18 protein-coding genes and 1 pseudogene are annotated in these 18,596 nt (G+C 31.5%); 9 read left to right on the forward strand and 10 right to left on the reverse strand.

Translation table 11 applies throughout. From position 1 onward, the window contains the following. Nucleotides 1-33 precede the first annotated feature (33 nt). The 5 genes from efp to AC3VI6_RS12420 form a co-directional block, all read right to left on the reverse strand. Nucleotides 34-600, reverse strand: a complete 567-nt coding sequence (efp, locus tag AC3VI6_RS12400; protein ID WP_497706425.1) for an elongation factor P — start codon at nt 598-600, stop codon at nt 34-36. A gap of 45 nt (nt 601-645) precedes the next feature. Beyond that, complete coding sequence (gene lpxA / locus AC3VI6_RS12405; RefSeq protein ID WP_435254802.1) at nt 646-1,431, reverse strand: acyl-ACP--UDP-N-acetylglucosamine O-acyltransferase; 786 nt, start codon at nt 1,429-1,431, stop codon at nt 646-648. Between the two features lies 1 nt (nt 1,432). After that, a complete protein-coding gene (locus tag AC3VI6_RS12410) occupies nt 1,433-2,824 on the reverse strand; it encodes a bifunctional UDP-3-O-[3-hydroxymyristoyl] N-acetylglucosamine deacetylase/3-hydroxyacyl-ACP dehydratase (protein ID WP_497706426.1) in 1,392 nt (463 codons plus the stop codon). After that, entirely contained in the window at nt 2,817-3,857 is a 1,041-nt protein-coding gene (gene lpxD, locus AC3VI6_RS12415) for a UDP-3-O-(3-hydroxymyristoyl)glucosamine N-acyltransferase (RefSeq protein WP_497706427.1), read from the reverse strand. Before lpxD ends, AC3VI6_RS12410 begins: the two co-directional genes overlap by 8 nt. Nucleotides 3,858-3,922: 65 nt before the next feature. Next, a complete protein-coding gene (locus AC3VI6_RS12420; RefSeq protein ID WP_497706428.1) occupies nt 3,923-5,155 on the reverse strand; it encodes an HD domain-containing protein in 1,233 nt (410 codons plus the stop codon). A gap of 185 nt (nt 5,156-5,340) precedes the next feature. Between AC3VI6_RS12420 and porX the strand changes: the two genes are divergently transcribed. From porX to AC3VI6_RS12440, 4 genes are all read left to right on the forward strand, one after another. Beyond that, complete coding sequence (porX, locus tag AC3VI6_RS12425) at nt 5,341-6,888, forward strand: T9SS response regulator signal transducer PorX (protein WP_497706592.1); 1,548 nt, start codon at nt 5,341-5,343, stop codon at nt 6,886-6,888. 73 nt (nt 6,889-6,961) lie between these two features. After that, on the forward strand, nt 6,962-7,375 hold the full coding sequence (tsaE, locus tag AC3VI6_RS12430; protein WP_497706429.1) for a tRNA (adenosine(37)-N6)-threonylcarbamoyltransferase complex ATPase subunit type 1 TsaE: 414 nt from the start codon (nt 6,962-6,964) through the stop codon (nt 7,373-7,375). Nucleotides 7,376-7,379: 4 nt separating this feature from the next. Then, nucleotides 7,380-8,576: an alanine dehydrogenase gene (locus AC3VI6_RS12435; RefSeq protein WP_497706430.1), complete on the forward strand. Its 1,197-nt coding sequence runs from the start codon at nt 7,380-7,382 to the stop codon at nt 8,574-8,576. A gap of 84 nt (nt 8,577-8,660) precedes the next feature. Further along, nucleotides 8,661-9,032, forward strand: a complete 372-nt coding sequence (locus AC3VI6_RS12440; protein WP_497706431.1) for a DUF4258 domain-containing protein — start codon at nt 8,661-8,663, stop codon at nt 9,030-9,032. On the opposite strand, the gene AC3VI6_RS12445 is transcribed toward AC3VI6_RS12440, so the two are convergent. Genes AC3VI6_RS12445 through AC3VI6_RS12455 form a run of 3 tightly spaced genes read right to left on the reverse strand, consistent with a single transcriptional unit; the run spans nt 9,029 to nt 12,258 of the window. After that, complete coding sequence (locus tag AC3VI6_RS12445; RefSeq protein WP_520436294.1) at nt 9,029-9,655, reverse strand: YdeI/OmpD-associated family protein; 627 nt, start codon at nt 9,653-9,655, stop codon at nt 9,029-9,031. The genes AC3VI6_RS12440 and AC3VI6_RS12445 overlap by 4 nt on opposite strands. Further along, a complete protein-coding gene (locus AC3VI6_RS12450) occupies nt 9,622-10,047 on the reverse strand; it encodes a VOC family protein (RefSeq protein ID WP_497706433.1) in 426 nt (141 codons plus the stop codon). The genes AC3VI6_RS12445 and AC3VI6_RS12450 overlap by 34 nt, the downstream gene beginning before the upstream one ends. 12 nt (nt 10,048-10,059) lie before the next feature. Next, a complete protein-coding gene (locus AC3VI6_RS12455) occupies nt 10,060-12,258 on the reverse strand; it encodes a RecQ family ATP-dependent DNA helicase (protein WP_274634182.1) in 2,199 nt (732 codons plus the stop codon). A gap of 338 nt (nt 12,259-12,596) precedes the next feature. On the opposite strand from AC3VI6_RS12455, the gene tatC reads away from it, so the two are divergent. The 3 genes and pseudogenes from tatC to lptB all read left to right on the forward strand — a co-directional run. Beyond that, nucleotides 12,597-13,418, forward strand: a complete 822-nt coding sequence (gene tatC / locus AC3VI6_RS12460) for a twin-arginine translocase subunit TatC (protein WP_435254794.1) — start codon at nt 12,597-12,599, stop codon at nt 13,416-13,418. Next, entirely contained in the window at nt 13,393-13,740 is a 348-nt protein-coding gene (locus AC3VI6_RS12465; protein ID WP_028891915.1) for a carboxymuconolactone decarboxylase family protein, read from the forward strand. Before tatC ends, AC3VI6_RS12465 begins: the two co-directional genes overlap by 26 nt. An 87-nt stretch (nt 13,741-13,827) precedes the next feature. Further along, nucleotides 13,828-14,563: pseudogene (lptB, locus tag AC3VI6_RS12470) on the forward strand (LPS export ABC transporter ATP-binding protein); the annotation flags it as partial. A 534-nt stretch (nt 14,564-15,097) separates the two neighbouring features. Here lptB and AC3VI6_RS12475 read toward each other — a convergent pair. Then, nucleotides 15,098-15,847 (reverse strand): CDP-alcohol phosphatidyltransferase family protein, encoded by a 750-nt coding sequence (locus AC3VI6_RS12475; RefSeq protein WP_497706593.1) that lies wholly within the window; start codon nt 15,845-15,847, stop codon nt 15,098-15,100. 187 nt (nt 15,848-16,034) lie between these two features. Here AC3VI6_RS12475 and AC3VI6_RS12480 point away from each other — a divergent pair, with 187 nt between their 5' ends. Then, nucleotides 16,035-16,931 carry a YheT family hydrolase gene (locus AC3VI6_RS12480; protein ID WP_497706434.1) on the forward strand — a complete coding sequence of 299 codons (897 nt, stop codon included), beginning with the start codon at nt 16,035-16,037 and terminating at the stop codon, nt 16,929-16,931. A 69-nt stretch (nt 16,932-17,000) separates the two neighbouring features. After that, nucleotides 17,001-18,188: a lipoprotein N-acyltransferase Lnb domain-containing protein gene (locus AC3VI6_RS12485; RefSeq protein WP_497706435.1), complete on the forward strand. Its 1,188-nt coding sequence runs from the start codon at nt 17,001-17,003 to the stop codon at nt 18,186-18,188. Here the strand turns inward: AC3VI6_RS12485 and aroQ are convergent. Then, the gene (gene aroQ, locus AC3VI6_RS12490; protein ID WP_497706436.1) at nt 18,165-18,581 is read right to left on the reverse strand and encodes a type II 3-dehydroquinate dehydratase; all 417 of its coding nucleotides are present in this window, start codon (nt 18,579-18,581) and stop codon (nt 18,165-18,167) included. The genes AC3VI6_RS12485 and aroQ overlap by 24 nt on opposite strands. Between the last annotated feature and the right edge of the window lie 15 nt (nt 18,582-18,596).

Genomic DNA, 18,596 nt, shown 5'->3' on the forward strand with positions numbered 1-18,596 from the left:
AGAAATTCCCGCTAAAGAGCGGGAATCGTATATTTATTCTTTAATTCGCTCTGTATATGCGCCTTTTTCTGTGTCGATTTTTATTTTGTCTCCTTCATTAATAAATAAAGGAACATTAATTCTAGCACCAGTTTCAACAGTTGCAGGCTTTGTAGCGTTTGTTGCTGTATTACCTTTAACACCTGGCTCTGTATGAGTTACTTCTAAGATAACATGCGATGGCATTTCTACAGATAATGGCATATTATCTTCAGTATTAATTAAAACAGTTACAACCTCTCCTTCTTTCATTAAATCTGGAGCGTCTAATACTGATTTTTGAAGTGTAATTTGGTTATAATCTTCAGTATTCATAAAGTGATAAGTATCTCCTTCTGGATATAAGTACTGAAATTTATGAGTTTCAACACGAACGTCTTCTATTTTATGTCCTGCAGAAAAAGTATTATCTAAAATTTTTCCTGTAGTAACACTTTTTAATTTTGTACGTACAAAAGCTGAACCTTTACCAGGTTTTACATGTAAAAACTCAATAACTTTATAGATATCGTGATTAAACTTTATACACAATCCTTTTTTAATATCTGATGTTGTTGCCATTTATTTTGATCTTTATAATTGCTCAATCAAGTGCAATTTTACTAATTAATTTGCTTTAAAATATCCTTTCATTATTCCACGATGCGAATCTTTGATAAACTGAATGATTTCATCACGCTCTGAAGTTGCTTCCATCTCAGCTTCAATAATATCTATCGCTTGTGAGTTGTTGTAGTTTTTCTGGAATAAGATTCGGTATATGTCTTGAACTTCTCTAATCTTTTCAGTAGTGAAACCTCTTCTACGTAATCCAACAGAATTGATACCTACATACGATAATGGCTCTCTAGCGGCCTTAACAAACGGAGGTACATCTTTACGAACCAAAGATCCTCCTGTAACAAAAGCATGATTTCCTACAGAGGCAAACTGGTGTACAGCTACCATACCCGCTAAAACTACATTATCACCGATGGTAACATGACCCGCTAACGTTGAATTGTTTGAAAAAATACAATTATCACCCACTTTACAATCATGAGCTATGTGACAATATGCCATAATTAAGCAATTATCACCAATAACTGTTTTCATTCTATCAGAAGTACCTCTGTTAATAGTAACACATTCTCTAATAGTTACGTTATCTCCTATTTCTACAGTGGTTTCTTCGTCGTCAAATTTTAAATCTTGAGGAATTGCAGAAATTACTGCTCCTGGAAAAATTCGACAGTTTTTACCGATGCGCGCACCTTCCATAATTGTAACGTTAGAACCAATCCAAGTTCCTGAACCTATTTCTACATTTGCATGAATGGTTGTAAAAGGCTCAATAACTACATTACGAGCTATTTTTGCTTGTGGGTGTACGTACGCAAGTGGTTGATTCATATTATTTTATTTTTGAAATTTGAGCCATTAATTCTGCTTCACAAACCAGCTTACCATTTGCATAAGCATACGCTTGCATATGTGCAATACCTCGTCTTATCGGTGTAATTAATTCACTCTTAAATATTAATGTATCTCCTGGTAATACTTTCTGTTTGAACTTTACGTTGTCCATTTTCATGAAATATGTTAAGTAGTTTTCAGGATCTGGTACTGTGTTTAATACTAAAACTCCACCACATTGTGCCATTGCTTCTACTTGTAAAACCCCAGGCATTACAGGTGCTCCTGGAAAATGTCCTACGAAGAAATCTTCATTCATCGTAACATTTTTCATTCCAACCACATGTTTGTCAGATAGTTCAATAATTCTATCAATTAATAAAAATGGTGGTCTGTGAGGTAAGATATCCATGATTTTATGAATATCCATTAATGGTGGTTGGTTTAAATCAAAAGTAGGAACGTTGTTTCTTTTCTCTTGTTTAATGATTTTAGCCAACTTTTTAGCAAATGTAGTATTTACTGAATGTCCTGGTTTATTAGCAATTACTTTACCTTTAATACGAGTTCCTGTTAAAGCTAGGTCTCCAATAACATCTAATAACTTATGACGTGCAGCTTCATTAGCCCAATGCAACGTTAAATTATCTAACACTCCGTTAGGTTTTACGGTAATATTTTCTTTATTAAAGGCTTTTTTAAGTTTTTGCATTGTGCTGTCTGACAACTCTTTGTCAACATAAACAATGGCATTATTTAAATCTCCTCCTTTAATTAAATCATTCTCTAATAAAGTTTCAATTTCGTGTAAGAAACTGAATGTTCTTGCTGCTGAAATTTCGTTTTTAAAATCAGAAATTTTATCTAAAGTAGCATTTTGAGTTCCTAAAATTTTAGTTCCGAAATCTACCATAGTAGTAATTTGGTACTCATCAGCTGGCATTAAAATAATTTCACTACCAGTTACTTCATCTTTGTACGAAATAATTTCTTTTACAACATATTCTTCTATTTCAGCCTCTTGCTCTACAATTCCTGCTTCTTCTAATGCTTCAATAAAAAACTTTGAAGAACCATCCATAATTGGTGGTTCTGAAGCGTTAACTTCAATAAGTAAATTATCAATATCTAAACCTACTGCAGCAGCTAATACGTGCTCAGATGTTTGAATTTGAACTCCGTTTTTTTCAAGGTTAGTACCTCTTTGTGTATTTGTTACGTATTCAGCTTTTGCTTCAATTATTGGGCTTCCTTCTAAATCTACACGCTTAAAAGCGAATCCGTGATTTTCTGGTGCTGGTTTAAAAACCATTGTAACTTGATTACCTGTGTGTAACCCTACACCTGATAATGTTATTTCGTTTTGTATTGTTTTTTGTTTCTTACTCATTGTTTGAATTTTGAGCATTCAACTCTTTTTCTATTTTATGTACCGTTGTTGCTAACTTTGGTAAGTTTTTAAAGTGTACATACGATTTACTATAGTCAGAATATCCGAAGGCAGGAGATCCCTGAACAACTTCGTCATCTTTTAAACTTTTTCCTATTCCTGCTTGCGCTTGGATTTTTACATTATTTCCAATAGTAATGTGTCCAACAATACCTACTTGACCTCCAATCATACAGTTTTCTCCTATTTTTGAAGAACCTGCAATTCCTGTTTGAGAAGCTATTACGGTATTTTTTCCTATCTCAACATTGTGAGCTATTTGAATTTGGTTATCTAACTTTACTCCTTTACGAATAATTGTTGAACCTAAAGTTGCTCTATCTATAGTTGAATTTGATCCTACATCAACATTATCTTCTATAATAACGTTTCCAATCTGTGGAATTGCTTTATACTCTCCATTTTCATCAGGAGCAAAACCAAATCCATCTGCACCTATTACAGTTCCTGAATGAATCTTACAATTTTTACCTATAACTGTTTCTGAATAAATTTTTACTCCTGCGAAAACAACCGTATTGTCTCCAATAACTACATTGTCTCCAATATAAGAATTAGGGTAAATTTTCACATTATTTCCAAGCACCACATTTTCACCTATGTAAGCATAAGCTCCAATGTATTCATTATCTCCAATAGTCACAGAATCTGCCATAAAGTGAGGATTTTCTCTTCCTACTTTATTGTTCTTCACTTCGTTATAAAACTCTAATAATTTTGAAAATGATTTGTATGCATTTTCAACCTTGATTAAAGTTGTTTCTATTTCCTTTTCAGGAACAAAACTTTTATTAACAATGGCTACAGTTGCCTTTGTTGAATAGATATATGAATTATATTTCGGATTAGATAAAAAGGTTAATGACCCCAAGGTACCTTCTTCTATCTTGGAAAGTTTAGATACTTCAGCTTCTGGGTTTCCTACAATTTCACCCTCCAAAATATCGGCTATTTGTTGTGCTGTAAATTTCATTAAGTGCAAAAGTAATTATTTTTGTTCAATTACCTCTCCATTCGTATTTGTTTCTAATACTTAGTCTAAGTGATTTTTTTAGGATAACATAGATAATGCTTTACTACAGGCTTCGTTAACGCTTTCAAATTTAGTTGATCAGATGCTTTTGCAATATCTTTTAACTTACCTTTTTTTGTGTAAATTTTTATAGGCTTATCAGAATTATAAGCTTGATGTTTAATTTTATTTGAAAAAACAAAATACTCTAACTCCTCATCGGTTAGATTTACTAGCTTTTGAAGTTTTCTCCTTCTTTTTTCAATATATTCTTCTGAAAATGGTTTCTCTTGAATTTCAATCCTTAAAAGATTTCTATCTATAATTTTCTTTGCTAAGGTAGATAACACAAAATCTTCATGATTTTTCCATTCTTTGATAGCCGAAAAGATGTCATAATCATCTAACTCAGAAAATATCTGTAAGGTTTTCCCTGAAAAATTTTCACTAGTTATTTGGTTGTACAAAAAGTATTTTAATGCTGAACTTGCTGGCAGCTCTACTCCTTTTGTGGCTAAGTCTTTTGCTCGTTTTAAGATGCTAACTAAAAGATTTTCTGCTACTAATCCTGTTTTGTGTAAATACACCTGCCAATACATTAAACGACGTGCAATAATAAATTTTTCAACAGAATAAATTCCTTTTTGTTCTATTACCAATTCATTATCTACCACATTCATCATCGCAATTAAGCGATCAGAAGAAATATTTCCTTCGGCAACACCAGTATAAAAACTATCTCTTTTTAAATAATCTAATCTATCAATATCTAATTGGCTTGATATTAATTGATATAAGAATTTACGTGGATGTTTTCCTTCAAAAACTTCAATGGCTAAACTTAATTTTCCGTCAAACTCCTCATTAATAGCTTTCATAAACTTTAAAGAAATCTCTTCGTGAGTAATTCCGTTTACAATACTATGCTCTAAAGCGTGTGAAAAAGCTCCGTGACCAATATCGTGCAGTAAAATAGCTATGTATAAAGCATTCGCTTCATCTTCAGAAATTTCAACATTTTTTACGCGCAATACACGAACTGCTTTTTGCATTAAGTGCATACAACCAATTGCGTGATGAAAACGTGTGTGATTCGCCCCTGGATACACCAAATTTGACAATCCCATTTGAGTTACTCTACGTAATCTTTGAAAGTATGGATGCTCAATAATGTCAAAAATTAGTGAGTTTGGTATTGAGATAAATCCGTAAATCGGATCGTTAATTATCTTTAGTTTATTGGTTGTCGATTTCTTCAAAATGTATAATTCCTTGAATTTTAAACAAAAAAATCATAATTTATCAACAAAACCAAATTAACAAGCGTTTAATTAACGTATTTTTAGCTTTTAAAAACGCAACAAAACTCCTTTTAGACGTTATTACTTGTATAGTCTACTATGACAACGATTTTGTTTTAGTAAAAATTTGATGAAAAATTATGATGAAAAACATACATATTCTTTGGGTTGATGATGAAATAGATTTATTAAAACCACACATATTATTTTTAGAGAAAAAAGACTACAAAGTAACTACTTGTACTAACGGAGCTGATGCAATTGACATGGTTGATGAAAACAGTTTTGATATTGTTTTTTTAGATGAAAATATGCCAGGTATTACAGGCTTGGAAGCCTTGTCTGAAATAAAACAGAAAAACCCTAACCTTCCTGTAGTAATGATTACCAAAAGTGAGGAAGAGTACCTTATGGAAGAAGCTATCGGATCTAAAATTGCTGATTATTTAATTAAGCCAGTAAATCCGAACCAAATATTATTGAGTTTAAAAAAGAATTTAGATCATTCTCGTTTAGTTTCAGAAAAAACCACTTCAAACTACCAACAAGAATTCAGAAAAATCTCAATGGATTTAGCCATGGTGAATTCTTATGAAGAATGGAGTGAACTCTATAAAAAACTAGTACACTGGGAGCTTGAATTAGAAGATATTAATGATACAGGAATGTTAGAGATTTTAGAATCTCAAAAATCGGAAGCTAATTCTCAGTTTTTTAAATTCATTAAAAAGAAGTATCAAAACTGGTTAACTAGCAACGATAAACCTACATTTTCTCATACTTTATTTAAAGATTATGTCGTTCCTAACTTGTCTAAAGAACAAGGAGTTTTATGGGTGGTAATCGATAATCTTCGTTATGATCAATACCGAGTTTTAGAGCCATTTATCAATAATTATTATAAAAAGGAAGAAGAGTACTCTTATTACAGTATTTTACCTACTGCTACGCAGTATGCTCGTAATGCGATATTTTCTGGACTCATGCCTTCAGAAATGGAAAAAAGATTCCCTAAAGATTGGAAAAATGATACTGATGAAGGTGGTAAAAACTTATTTGAAGCTGAATTTTTAGACGATCAAATTAAACGTTTAGGATTAGATATTAAACATGAATATTACAAAATTGTTTCGCTAAAAAGCGGAAAAGATTTAGCCGACAATTACAACGGAACAAAGCAAAACGATTTAACAGCTGTTGTTTTTAACTTCGTTGATATGCTTTCACATGCTAAAACTGAAATGGAAGTAATTAAAGAATTGGCGGGTGATGATAAAGCATATCGTTCTTTAACGGTAAGTTGGTTTAAAAACTCTCCGCTATATGACATCATTCAAAAGGCGCAAAAATTAGGTCAAAAACTTATTATTACTACTGATCATGGTACGATAAACTGTAAACATCCTACCAAAGTTATCGGTGATAAAAATATCAGCTCAAACCTACGTTATAAAACAGGTAGAAGTTTAAGTTATGAAGATAAAGATGTATACGCAGTTAAAAATCCAAAGGATATATTTTTACCAACTGTAGCAATTAACAGTCCGTTTATTTTCACAAAAGAAGATTTGTTTTTTGCCTATCCTAATAACTACAATCACTTTGTAAAGTATTATAAAAACACCTATCAGCATGGTGGAATTTCTTTAGAAGAAATGATTATTCCCTGTGCAGTTTATAATCCAAAGTAATCTAAAAAAGGAAAATTAACTAACGTGTAAATTCTACTAGTCAAAACAAGTTTTCTTCTTTATTTTTGCTTTTATGAACAAAAACTATTCATTAAACGAATTAACAGCTATTGCTGAAGAAATCGTTACAACAGCACCACATAAAATATTGTTATTTTATGGAGAAATGGGCGTTGGTAAAACTACATTAATCAAAGAATTATGTAAAGTTTTAGGGGTTGAAGACATCGCTAGCTCCCCTACCTTTTCTTTAGTTAATGAATATAGAACGACCACCAATGAAACGGTTTATCATTTCGATTTTTACCGTATTGAGGATGAAGAAGAAGCCTATGACATGGGTGTTGAAGATTATTTTTACAGTAATAATTGGTGTTTAGTAGAATGGCCAGAAAACATTAAAAATTTACTACCTTTAGATACTGTTTCCATCTCAATTAGCTTATTAGAAAACGGGCAACGAAACATTCAATTAAAAACCAACTAATTACATGGGGTCTATTTCACCTTTTACCAAAGAGCAGTTAATGCCACAAACCGAAATGCTTGAAATTAAAAAGCAAAAAGGCGAATTGTTTATCGGTTTACCAAAAGAAACCCATTTTGAAGAAAAACGAATTAGTTTAACCCCTGATGCTGTAGGTGCTCTTGTTGCCCACGGACATCGAATTGTTGTTGAAACTGGTGCCGGAGACGGTGCAAATTACAGTGATAAAGAATACTCTGATGCTGGTGCAAAAATTTCGTACGATGTTAAAGAAGCTTTTGCTTGTAATATTGTTTTAAAAGTTGAACCGCCTTCTTTAGATGAAATTCAGATGTTAAATCCGCAAACGGTGTTAATTTCTGCATTACAACTTAAAACACAAGACAAAAAATACTTTGAAGCTTTAGCTAAAAAACGAATTACCGCTATTGCTTTTGACTATATTAAAGATGAACATGGTGTTTACCCTATTGTAAAATCATTAAGTGAAATTGCAGGAATTGCTTCAATGCATATTGCTGCTGAACTTATGACAGCTTCTTCTGGAGGTAATGGTTTACTATTAGGAAATATAGGAGGTGTACCTCCTACCGATGTAGTTATTTTAGGAGCTGGTACCGTTGGTGAATTTGCTGCTAGATCTGCTATTGGTTTAGGTGCAAGAGTTAAAGTTTTTGATAATTCAATAACTAAACTTAGAAAGCTACAAAGCTGTGTGAGTTCTCCTATTTACACTTCTACAATTCAACCAAAAACCCTTCAAAAAGCACTAATGCGTTGCGATGTGGCTATTGGAGCTATTAGAGGTAAGGATCGTTCGCCAGTTGTTGTTACCGAAGAAATGATAGAGCAAATGAAAGATGGCGCTGTAATTGTTGATGTAAGTATTGATAGAGGTGGTTGTTTTGAAACTTCTCAAATCACAACACATAGCAAACCTACTTTCTCTAATCATGGCGTAATTCACTATTGTGTTCCTAATATTCCCTCTAGGTATTCAAGAACAGCATCTGTATCTATTAGTAATATTTTCACTCCTTATTTGTTAGAAATTGCTGAAGAAGGAGGCTTTGAAAATGCCGCTCGTTTTGATAAGAGCTTACGTAATGGTATGTATTTTTATCACGGAATTTTAACGAATAAAACAGTAGCTGATTGGTTTGATTTACCCTATAGAGATATCAACTTACTCTTTTTCTAAAGTTTCAAAAACGAGATATAATAAAGTAAAAATGTTACCAAAAGAATAATATAAGTTATTACTTTTGCCTTTCAATTTTAAAGTATGCAGTGGTTAAAACGTTTTGGTTATTATTTAATAGGTATTGCCCTAGGTAGTTTAGTAGTTCTTTTTATCTGGAAAGGAAAAGATGTTTCTTTTGACTACGGAATGGATGCTCGTACTTTAAAAACGATCAGAATTAAAGAGCGTTTATTTTCTGAACAAGCTCAACAAGTATTAGCTACCTCTAAAATTGACACTACTACAATTTCAACTATTTTAACCCATGGTGATGTTGACTTTGGAAAAAGTAAACCTCGTTTAAAACCTTGTGCTGAGTATTTTATTACTGGAAAAGATAGCTTAAAACATATTGATTTATACGTAATACGCTGCGGTTCTACGTCAACTATCGGTAAAATTACGATTAACTAACAGTTTTTGTATTTGTCATATAAGCCTACTCCATTCAAAATCATCGGGATAATTTTTTCTAATCGTTTTTGTTTGGTAGCTTCTCTTTTTGCTTCAGATATATAATCTGAAAACTCTCTTTGTTTACTTAAAGAAAAAACGTTGAAAGCCTCTTTTAATCTCTCATCTTTATCAAACTCTAATTGAAGCTCATCAGGAATCGACAAAGGTTTTGTATTCCTTTTAACCTTTAATTCTTTTCCTTCTTCAGAATTTTTAATTGCTTCTAAAGCATATTGTTTTACTAAATCAGGCTGAATATCTTCTACTGTAAAAAACCTCCATTGACGCATCGCTTGTGTTTTTCCTTCTTGCGCATTGACCAACTTTTTTTGTTCATCAATTAAAAAACTTCCTTGAAAAAACCACAATCCGCAATAATTTTTAAAAGCAGAGAGTCCTACTATATTTTTTCCTTTATGAACATATACGGGCGCTCCCCATTTAACAGTTTCTTCAAAACCTACTTCTAACAAAACAGAACGCAAGAGATTTAACTCTTGCGTCCATGTATTTTTTTTATTGATATATTCTGTTACTTTAGCATTCATTAAGCTATCGACTCTTCTAATGAAACCATCCAATTTACACCATATTTATCTCGTAACATTCCAAATTTACCACCCCAAAAAGCTTCTTCAAGAGGCATCATTACAAAAGCTCCTTCTGAAAGTCCATTAAAAATGGCTACAGCTTCATCTTCGTCTTCAGTATTTATACTAACTGCAAAGTTATTTCCATTGGTAAAAGCCTCATGTTCATTCAAATAATCAGAAGCCATAAGAGCAATATTTCCTGCTTCTAACATACAGTGCATTGTTAATTCCATAGCCTCAGCAGGTACATTTTTACATACTTCTTCTGGTGCATCTTTAAATTGCATTAACATGGTTACTTCTCCACCTAATACATCAGCATAAAAAGTCATTGCTTCTTTGCAGTTTCCGTTAAAATGTAAATACGTACTTGCTTGCATATTAGTTGTTTTTTAGTTAGCTATATCACTTGTAAATTTTATACGCATTAAACGTAATTCATCATCATCATAATCGCCATCAAACTCATCTAAAGCATCTTGAATTTTATCTGTTTCAGCTTCCATAAAATACTCATGGATTTCTTCTTGCTGATCTTCATCTAATAAGTCATCAATTGCATAATCGATGTTCAACTTAGTACCAGAAAACACAATAGCTTCCATTTCTTTAATCAACTCAGACATTTCTAAACCTTTTGAACTTGCTATATCTTCTAAAGGTAGTTTTCTATCTGTATTCTGAATAATATATAGTTTTAATCCTGAATTTACTCCTGTACTCTTAACGATTAAATCATCAGGACGCATGATATCATTTTCTTCTACATATTTAGATATCAATGCAACAAAGTCTTTACCATATTTTTTAGCTTTTCCTTCTCCAACACCATGAACTTTTGCTAACTCATCTAAATCAATTGGATATTTTAAAGCCATATCGTCTAAGGATGGATCTTGAAAAACTGCAAAAGGAGGAACTCCTAATCGTTTCCCTACAGTTTTTCTTAGATCTTTCAGCATTGCCACCAACTTATCATCAACTCCTCCAGCATTTGACTTTTCGTTTGTTATTATGGTACCGTCATCAGCTGTTTCGTAGACATGGTTTTCAGTCATCATAAAAGAAACAGGATTTTTCATAAACTGTTTACCTTCTTTTGTGATTTTTAAAACCCCGTACTGTTCAATCTCTTTTTTGATAAGATCTGCTACTAATACCTGACGAATTAACGCCATCCAATAGTGATTATCTTTAGCTTTTCCTACTCCAAAAAATGGTTGTTCGTTTGTTTTGTGAGACTTTAGTAATGCATTTTCTTTACCTATGATAGTATTTACTATTTCTTTAGGCTTATACATTTCACTAGTATTTTTAATAACCGATAATAAGGTTACTACTTCGTCTTTTGCTTCGTGTTTTTTCTTCGGATTACGCATATTGTCATCCATATCAGCTCCTTCACCATTTACTTCATCGAATTCTTCTCCAAAATAGTGTAACAAATATTTACGCCTATTCATTGAAGTTTCTGCATATCCTACTACTTCTTGTAACAATGCATGTCCAACCTCTTGTTCAGCTACTGGCTTATTAGCCATAAATTTCTCAAGCTTTTCTATGTCTTTATATGAATAGAAAGTTAAACAGTAACCTTCACCTCCATCTCGACCTGCTCTACCTGTTTCTTGGTAATAACTTTCTAAACTTTTAGGAATATCATGGTGGATAACGTAGCGTACATCTGGTTTGTCGATTCCCATACCAAAAGCAATAGTAGCAACAACAACATCACAGTCTTCCATCAAAAACATGTCCTGATGCTTTACTCTCGTTTTAGCATCTAAGCCTGCATGATACGGAACTGCATTGATACCATTTACTTGTAAAACCTGAGCTATTTCTTCTACTTTTTTTCGACTCAAGCAATAAATAATCCCTGATTTACCTTGTCGTTGTTTTATAAAACGAATGATATCTTTTTCTACTTCTTTAGTTTTTGGACGTACTTCGTAAAATAAATTGGCTCTGTTAAAGGATGCTTTGAAGACGTTTGCATCCGTCATTCCTAGTGTTTTTAATATATCTTCTTGAACTTTCTCAGTAGCTGTAGCAGTCAAACCAATAATTGGCACATTATCAATTTGCTTAATAATACTACGTAAATTTCGGTATTCAGGTCTAAAATCGTGTCCCCACTCTGAAATACAGTGTGCTTCATCAATTGCTACAAAAGATATTTTTTGGTTTCTTAAAAAATCTACATATTCTTCTTTAATAAGTGATTCTGGAGCTACATATAATAATTTAGTAACACCAGACTCTATGTCAGATTTTACTTGGGCAATCTCCGATTTGTTTAATGAAGAGTTTAATACATGGGCTATTCCATGATTTTCAGAAATACCTCTAATAGCATCTACCTGATTCTTCATCAAAGCAATTAAAGGTGAAATTACAATAGCTGTACCTTCTTTCATTAGTGCTGGTAATTGGTAACACAGCGATTTACCTCCCCCTGTTGGCATGATTACAAATGTGTTATGATTTTCTAACACACTATTCACTACAGCTTCCTGTAGCCCTTTGAACTTATTAAACCCGAAGATCTTTTTTAATGATCCATATAAATCCGTCTGCTCTTTATTCATCTTCTAATATCAAAAATTAAAAACGAGAACTAATTTACAAAAAATCCTAACAATAAACAGCCGAAACTTTCTTTTTATTAAAAAGATTTTCTTCCTAAATATTCCTATTTTTACACTCTAAAAATTTCTTAAAACTTTTTTAACTTGAAAGACGCAAACGCTACTCTCTCAATAGCAAAAGAAACTATACTTATAAAAAGTAATACTCTTGCTAATTTAGCAAAATTATTAAATAGCTCTTATACAAGTGTTGTAACTTTATCGTTAAGTTTAAAGATAACAACAGCTATACTAACACGATTCTCTTTCAATATTAATTAAATACGAAGTTTTCTAATATGGCAGAAAAAGAAATGTCTTTTTTAGATCATCTTGAAGAATTAAGATGGCATTTAGTTAGAAGTTTTACTGCAATTTTTGTGGTAGCAATTGTCATTTTTGCAAATATCAAGTTTGTATTTAATGAAATTTTATTAGCACATTTAAAACCTGATTTTGCTACCTATAAATTCTTCTGCAAAACATTTACAGCTATAGGAATTGATAGTAGTTTTTGTAACATAAGTTTTAATCAAACACTACAAGCTTTAAACCCTACTCAGCAATTAATGACGGGAATTTGGTCTTCGCTAATTTTAGGTTTTGTGGTTGCTTTTCCATATGTTTTATGGGAAATATGGCGTTTTATAGCTCCTGGTCTTCATCAAAATGAAAGAAAGAAATCTAAAGGATTTATTTTCACTTCCTCTTTCTTATTTTTCTTAGGAGTTTTATTTAGCTATTACGTTATTTTACCAATGTCTGTTTATTTCTTTTACAATTTTGAAATATCAGATGCTATCCAAAATAACTTTAAAGTTGATGCTTATATAGGTCTAATAACCAATACTCTTATAGGAGTTGCTGTATTTTTTGAGTTGCCTGTAGTAATTTATTTCCTTTCTAAAATAGGATTGATTACTCCTGAGTTTTTACGAAAATACCGTAAACATGCATTAGTTGTTGTCTTGATTTTATCAGCAATTATAACACCTCCTGACGTTGCAAGTCAAATAATTGTATCGGTTCCTATCATGATTTTATATGAGATTAGTATTTATATCTCAAAGTTTGTAATAAAAAAACAACAAAAGAATGTCACAAAAAGTCCAAGAGTTTAATGAGTACCGTTCAAAAATGAACGAGAAAATTCTAGCATCAGATAATAAAGTAATCAAACGTATTTTTAATCTAGATACTAATGCTTATGCAGAAGGTCATTTGTCAGTAAAAACTAAAGAATTATTAGGTTTGGTTGCTTCTGCTGTATTACGTTGCGACGATTGTATTGCTTATCATTTAGAAACAGCGTACAAAAATGGCGTTACCAAGGAAGAAATGATGGAAACTATGAGTATTGCTACTTTAGTAGGCGGAACCATTGTGATTCCTCATTTACGAAGAGCTGTAGAGTTTTGGGAAGCTTTAGAAAACGAAGCCTAACTTTATCGTGCAATTGTTTAAGAGGATTTTAAGAAACTGTTTTGTTACTTTTACACTTTTAAACAATTCCACTTTCAACTATAAGAAATGAAATTAAGAGCAGATAACATACAAAAAGTTTACGGTAACAGAAAAGTTGTAAAAGGTATTTCTTTAGAGGTAGAGCAAGGTGAAATTATCGGATTACTAGGTCCGTAACGGAGCAGGAAAAACGACTTCTTTTTATATGATTGTTGGTATGATTAAGCCAAATGACGGTCATATATTTTTAGATGATGAAGAAATAACTACTGATGCAATGTACAAACGTGCTCAAAAAGGAATTGGTTATTTAGCGCAAGAAGCTTCTGTTTTTAGAAAATTATCTGTTGAAGATAATATTATGTCTGTTTTAGAATTTACAAACAGAACCAAAACCGAAAGAAAGCAACGCTTAGAAGAATTAATTGATGAATTTAGTTTAGGTCATGTTCGTAAAAACCGTGGTGACTTATTATCTGGTGGAGAACGTCGTAGAACAGAAATAGCTCGTTGTTTAGCTTCTGATCCTAAATTTATTTTATTAGATGAGCCTTTTGCAGGTGTAGACCCAATTGCCGTAGAGGATATTCAAGGAATCGTTGCTCAATTAAAGAATAAAAACATCGGAATTTTAATTACAGATCACGATGTACAAGCTACCTTAGCTATTACTGATAGAACTTATTTAATGTACAATGGTGGTATTTTAAAAGAAGGTACCCCTGAAGAGTTGGCAGAAGACGAAACAGTTCGTAAAGTATACCTTGGAAAAGATTTTGAACTGAAAAAGAAGAATTTTGAGAACAATCACGCGATTACTCAGAATCATTTTATAATTGAGAGTGCTAAAGAAGATGAAATTCTAGCCTCTTTTTCAGAAGTTTATCATAATCACAATTTAAAAGAAGGATTCAAACTATACAGAAAAAAGGGAAATACCAGTTCTTTCCTTGTAATACCTTCTGATAAAACAGACTTTGTTGATTTTTGTAACATCTGTATTGATATTAAAAATATAGATGTGAAAGGAAATATTAAAGTTTCTGATCACAGTTACAGTAAAATAGCTAACTATAACGATTGGTGTAATTTCAAAATAGACACTGATAAAGTTATATTAACGAATAGAAACAATGAAAATTGGGACATCTTCAAAGGCGGAGACTATTCAAAAAACAAACATATAAGTAAACCTTTTGCAGAAGATAAATTATCCTTAGATAACTACCACTTCATAATGGATATTTATGATCCTGAAAAAAGTAATTAATACAAAAAACCACGTTGTTAACAACGTGGTTTTTTTATGACTTCACTCTTCTACTCGAGATTGTTTTTATACTTTTGACGAAAGTTTTTTATCTGAATTATTTACAAGAGATAACACTACATATGAAAGAATAATCATAGGTACTGCAACTATCTTTAAGGTAATAATTAACACTACAGACAAAGCTAAGAACACATATTTTATCACATTATCTTTAAAATAAAAATTTTTAAACTTTAAAGAAAATAACGGAATTTCAGCATTCATCAAATACGTAAATAATGCAGTTATAGTCAATAAAAAATATTGATTTTCTATCAAACCTTTAAAAAACGATTCTTTATCAAACTGAGCTATTAATGGTAATGAAATTACAAATAAACTCATTGCTGGTGTTGGTACACCAATAAAACTATCCGATTGACGTTCGTCGATATTAAACTTAGCCAAACGATACCCAGCCCCTAGTGTTAATATCAACCCTAAATATGGCAAATTACTACCAGTAGCCCCATATGTATCAACACCAAAGTAACCAACAGCATCAACATCAAAAGCATTTACCAACATTTGCATCATCACAATTCCAGGTACTACACCACTCGTTACCATATCTGCTAAACTATCCAATTGTTTTCCTAACTCTCCTTGTACATTTAACATACGTGCTGCAAATCCATCAAAAAAATCAAAAAGAATTCCTGTCATTACTAAAATTGCCGTTGCAAAAAAGTCTCCTTTAATCGCAAAAACAGTAGCAATTGTACCACATAACAAGTTTCCTAAAGTCAATAAATTTGGAATGTATTTTTTGATATTCATAGTGTTTCATAATTTACAGCTAAAATAAGAAATCATTTGATGAGTTTTATGTTTTAGCTATTTTTTGTCATATTTGTTATAAATGCTATAACGCAGTATTATGCCAATTATTTCAGACATATTTTCACCCAGCCTACCTTTTAAAAATGGGCATTTTAACACAATATATCGTCCTTTGTTCATGAAAAACACAATTGTGTATGACCGAACAAGAGTAACAACTTGGGATGCTGATTTTATAGATTTAGATTTTTCTTTCGTAGGTTCAAAAAGCTTAGTATTGTTAATTCATGGATTAGAAGGGAGTTCACAATCAAACTATATGATTACCACTTCTAATTACCTTAATAAAAAAGGGTTTGATACTGTTTGCATGAATCTGAGAGGGTGCAGCGGAGAAGACAATTTACTTTTAGGAACATACCACAGTGGTAAAACTGATGATGTTGATTTTATTATAAAATACCTAAATAAAAATTACAGTTATGATGAAATTATTCTTGTCGGATTTAGTTTAGGAGGAAACCTAACGTTGAAATATTTGGGTGAATATAGCGACATTCCTTCGGAAGTAAAAGGAGGTGTAGCTGTTTCTGTACCTGTTGATTTAACCTCTTCACAAGCTGAATTGAACAAGCTAAAAAACAAAATATACCTGAATGAGTTCTTAAAAACAATGAAATTAAAACTTTTAAAAAAAGCTGAAAAATTTCCTGATTTTAAACTCAACAAAGAATTGTTATTTAAAGCAAGTAAGTTTCGCCACTTAGAAAAACAATACACAGTTCCTGTCTTTGGTTTCGAAAGTTCTGAAGACTATTGGCAAAAAGCAAGCTCAAAACCTTTTATTCCTGAAATAAAAGTCCCAACATTACTTATAAATGCTTTAAATGATAGTTTTTTATCAAAAGAGTGCTTTCCTACAAAAGAAGCCAAAAACATGAAGAACTTTTATTTGTTAACCCCAAATTATGGCGGACATGTTGGTTTTATATCATCTTTTACCAATACTGAAAATGACTGGTTAGAAAAACGTATTGCTCAATTTATAGAGGAAACTATTGGAATTAAACATTAACCTAAAAATTCATAACTATATGAATCGGTTTTATGATATTTGTAAAACACTCATGTAGTTTAGCTTTTTATGATGATAAAAAAATTTGCTTTCATTTTACTTACTTTATTAAGTATTACCGTAGGAATTTCTCAAAACACGAATACTTTAACTTTATCTAAATTTTCACAAATAAGTGTAATTACCTCAGGACCAGGAGAAGCTTTATATGAAAAATTTGGGCACACAGCGGTTCGTGTAAAAGATCCTGTTTTACAAGTTGATTTAATCTATAACTACGGTATTTTCGATTTTGAAGATCCTAATTTTTATATCAATTTCACAAAAGGATTTATGAAATATAAATTGGCTCGCTACCCATTTTATTTATCCTTAAAAAGCGCACAACAAGATGGTCGTTGGGTTAAAGAACAAGTTTTAAACTTAACACAACTTCAAAAATATGAGTTTTTTAAGTTTTTAGAAAACAATGCGCTTCCTGAAAACGCAAGTTACTTCTACGATCCTTTTTTTGACAATTGCGCTACCAGACCTCGTGATATCATCCAAAAAGTAGTAGGAGACAGTTTACTTTTTAAAGATGATTTTGTTTCAGAAGATTTATCACTGAGACAATTAATGAATAAAGAAATCAACCCGAATACATGGGGAAGCTTAGGAATCAATATAGCATTAGGAAGTAAACTAGATAAAACAGCAACTCCTTCAGAATATTTATATCTACCTGATTATGTTTTTGAAGCTTTAAAGGTTTCCAAGATTATCAAAGGTGATAAAGAAGAAGATTTAGTTCAAAAAACAAATATTTTACTAGATTTTGAAGAAAAAGAGGCAAAAAGTGATGCTTTTAGTCCTTTTTTAGCAATTTTACTCTTTTCTCTATTAGGACTATTTATCACCTATAAAGACATAAAAAACTCAAAAAGAACCAAATGGCTTGACTTTACGTTGTTTTTTACAACAGGAATTTTAGGTTTATTAATTGTATTCTTATGGTTTTTTACCAACCATTCAACAGCACCAAATAATTTTAATTTTTTATGGGCATTTGCTCCAAATATAATAGTAGCTTTTTTCTTATTAAAAAAAGAACCACCTATGTGGATTCGTAAATACTGTTTAGTTTTATTAGTTTTTTTACTATTTATTCCTATAGTATGGCTAACTAAAATACAGCTATACACCTACCCTATGATTCCTTTATTTATACTATTAGGAATTCGTTATTGGTATCTACAAAAAACTTTGAAGCGCTAATTCATACCCTTGTAAACCAAATCCGAAAAGTACACCTTTTGCATTTGGTGCGATATAACTTACATGTCGAAACTCCTCTCTTGCATGTATGTTAGAAATATGCACTTCAACCACTGGGGTTTCAATTGCTTTTACAGCATCACCAATACCTACAGAGGTATGTGTGTAGGCGGCAGCATTAAGTATGATTCCATCATAATCAAAACCAACTTCGTGTAATTTGTCTATTAACTCACCTTCTATATTCGACTGAAAATACTCTAATTCTACAGCGGTATATTTGTTTTTTAAATCTTTAAAAAAGTCTTCAAAAGAATTTGAACCATAAATGGTTGGCTCTCTTTTTCCTAATAAATTTAAGTTAGGTCCGTTAATTATAATTATTTTTTTCATTCTTAATATTTCTCG

It is taken from the genome of Tenacibaculum sp. TB-56 (assembly GCF_059716275.2).

Coding starts and splice junctions, on each gene's coding strand:
- AC3VI6_RS12435 (WP_497706430.1), top strand. CDS start 7,380: ATGGGGTCTATTTCACCTTTTACCAAAGAGCAGTTAATGCCACAAACC.
- AC3VI6_RS12480 (WP_497706434.1), top strand. CDS start 16,035: ATGAAAAACACAATTGTGTATGACCGAACAAGAGTAACAACTTGGGAT.
- AC3VI6_RS12450 (WP_497706433.1), bottom strand. CDS start 10,047: ATGCAAGCAAGTACGTATTTACATTTTAACGGAAACTGCAAAGAAGCA.
- efp (WP_497706425.1), bottom strand. CDS start 600: ATGGCAACAACATCAGATATTAAAAAAGGATTGTGTATAAAGTTTAAT.
- AC3VI6_RS12410 (WP_497706426.1), bottom strand. CDS start 2,824: ATGAGTAAGAAACAAAAAACAATACAAAACGAAATAACATTATCAGGT.
- AC3VI6_RS12455 (WP_274634182.1), bottom strand. CDS start 12,258: ATGAATAAAGAGCAGACGGATTTATATGGATCATTAAAAAAGATCTTC.
- lpxD (WP_497706427.1), bottom strand. CDS start 3,857: ATGAAATTTACAGCACAACAAATAGCCGATATTTTGGAGGGTGAAATT.
- AC3VI6_RS12465 (WP_028891915.1), top strand. CDS start 13,393: ATGTCACAAAAAGTCCAAGAGTTTAATGAGTACCGTTCAAAAATGAAC.
- tatC (WP_435254794.1), top strand. CDS start 12,597: ATGGCAGAAAAAGAAATGTCTTTTTTAGATCATCTTGAAGAATTAAGA.
- AC3VI6_RS12440 (WP_497706431.1), top strand. CDS start 8,661: ATGCAGTGGTTAAAACGTTTTGGTTATTATTTAATAGGTATTGCCCTA.
- porX (WP_497706592.1), top strand. CDS start 5,341: ATGAAAAACATACATATTCTTTGGGTTGATGATGAAATAGATTTATTA.
- aroQ (WP_497706436.1), bottom strand. CDS start 18,581: ATGAAAAAAATAATTATAATTAACGGACCTAACTTAAATTTATTAGGA.
- lpxA (WP_435254802.1), bottom strand. CDS start 1,431: ATGAATCAACCACTTGCGTACGTACACCCACAAGCAAAAATAGCTCGT.
- tsaE (WP_497706429.1), top strand. CDS start 6,962: ATGAACAAAAACTATTCATTAAACGAATTAACAGCTATTGCTGAAGAA.
- AC3VI6_RS12485 (WP_497706435.1), top strand. CDS start 17,001: ATGATGATAAAAAAATTTGCTTTCATTTTACTTACTTTATTAAGTATT.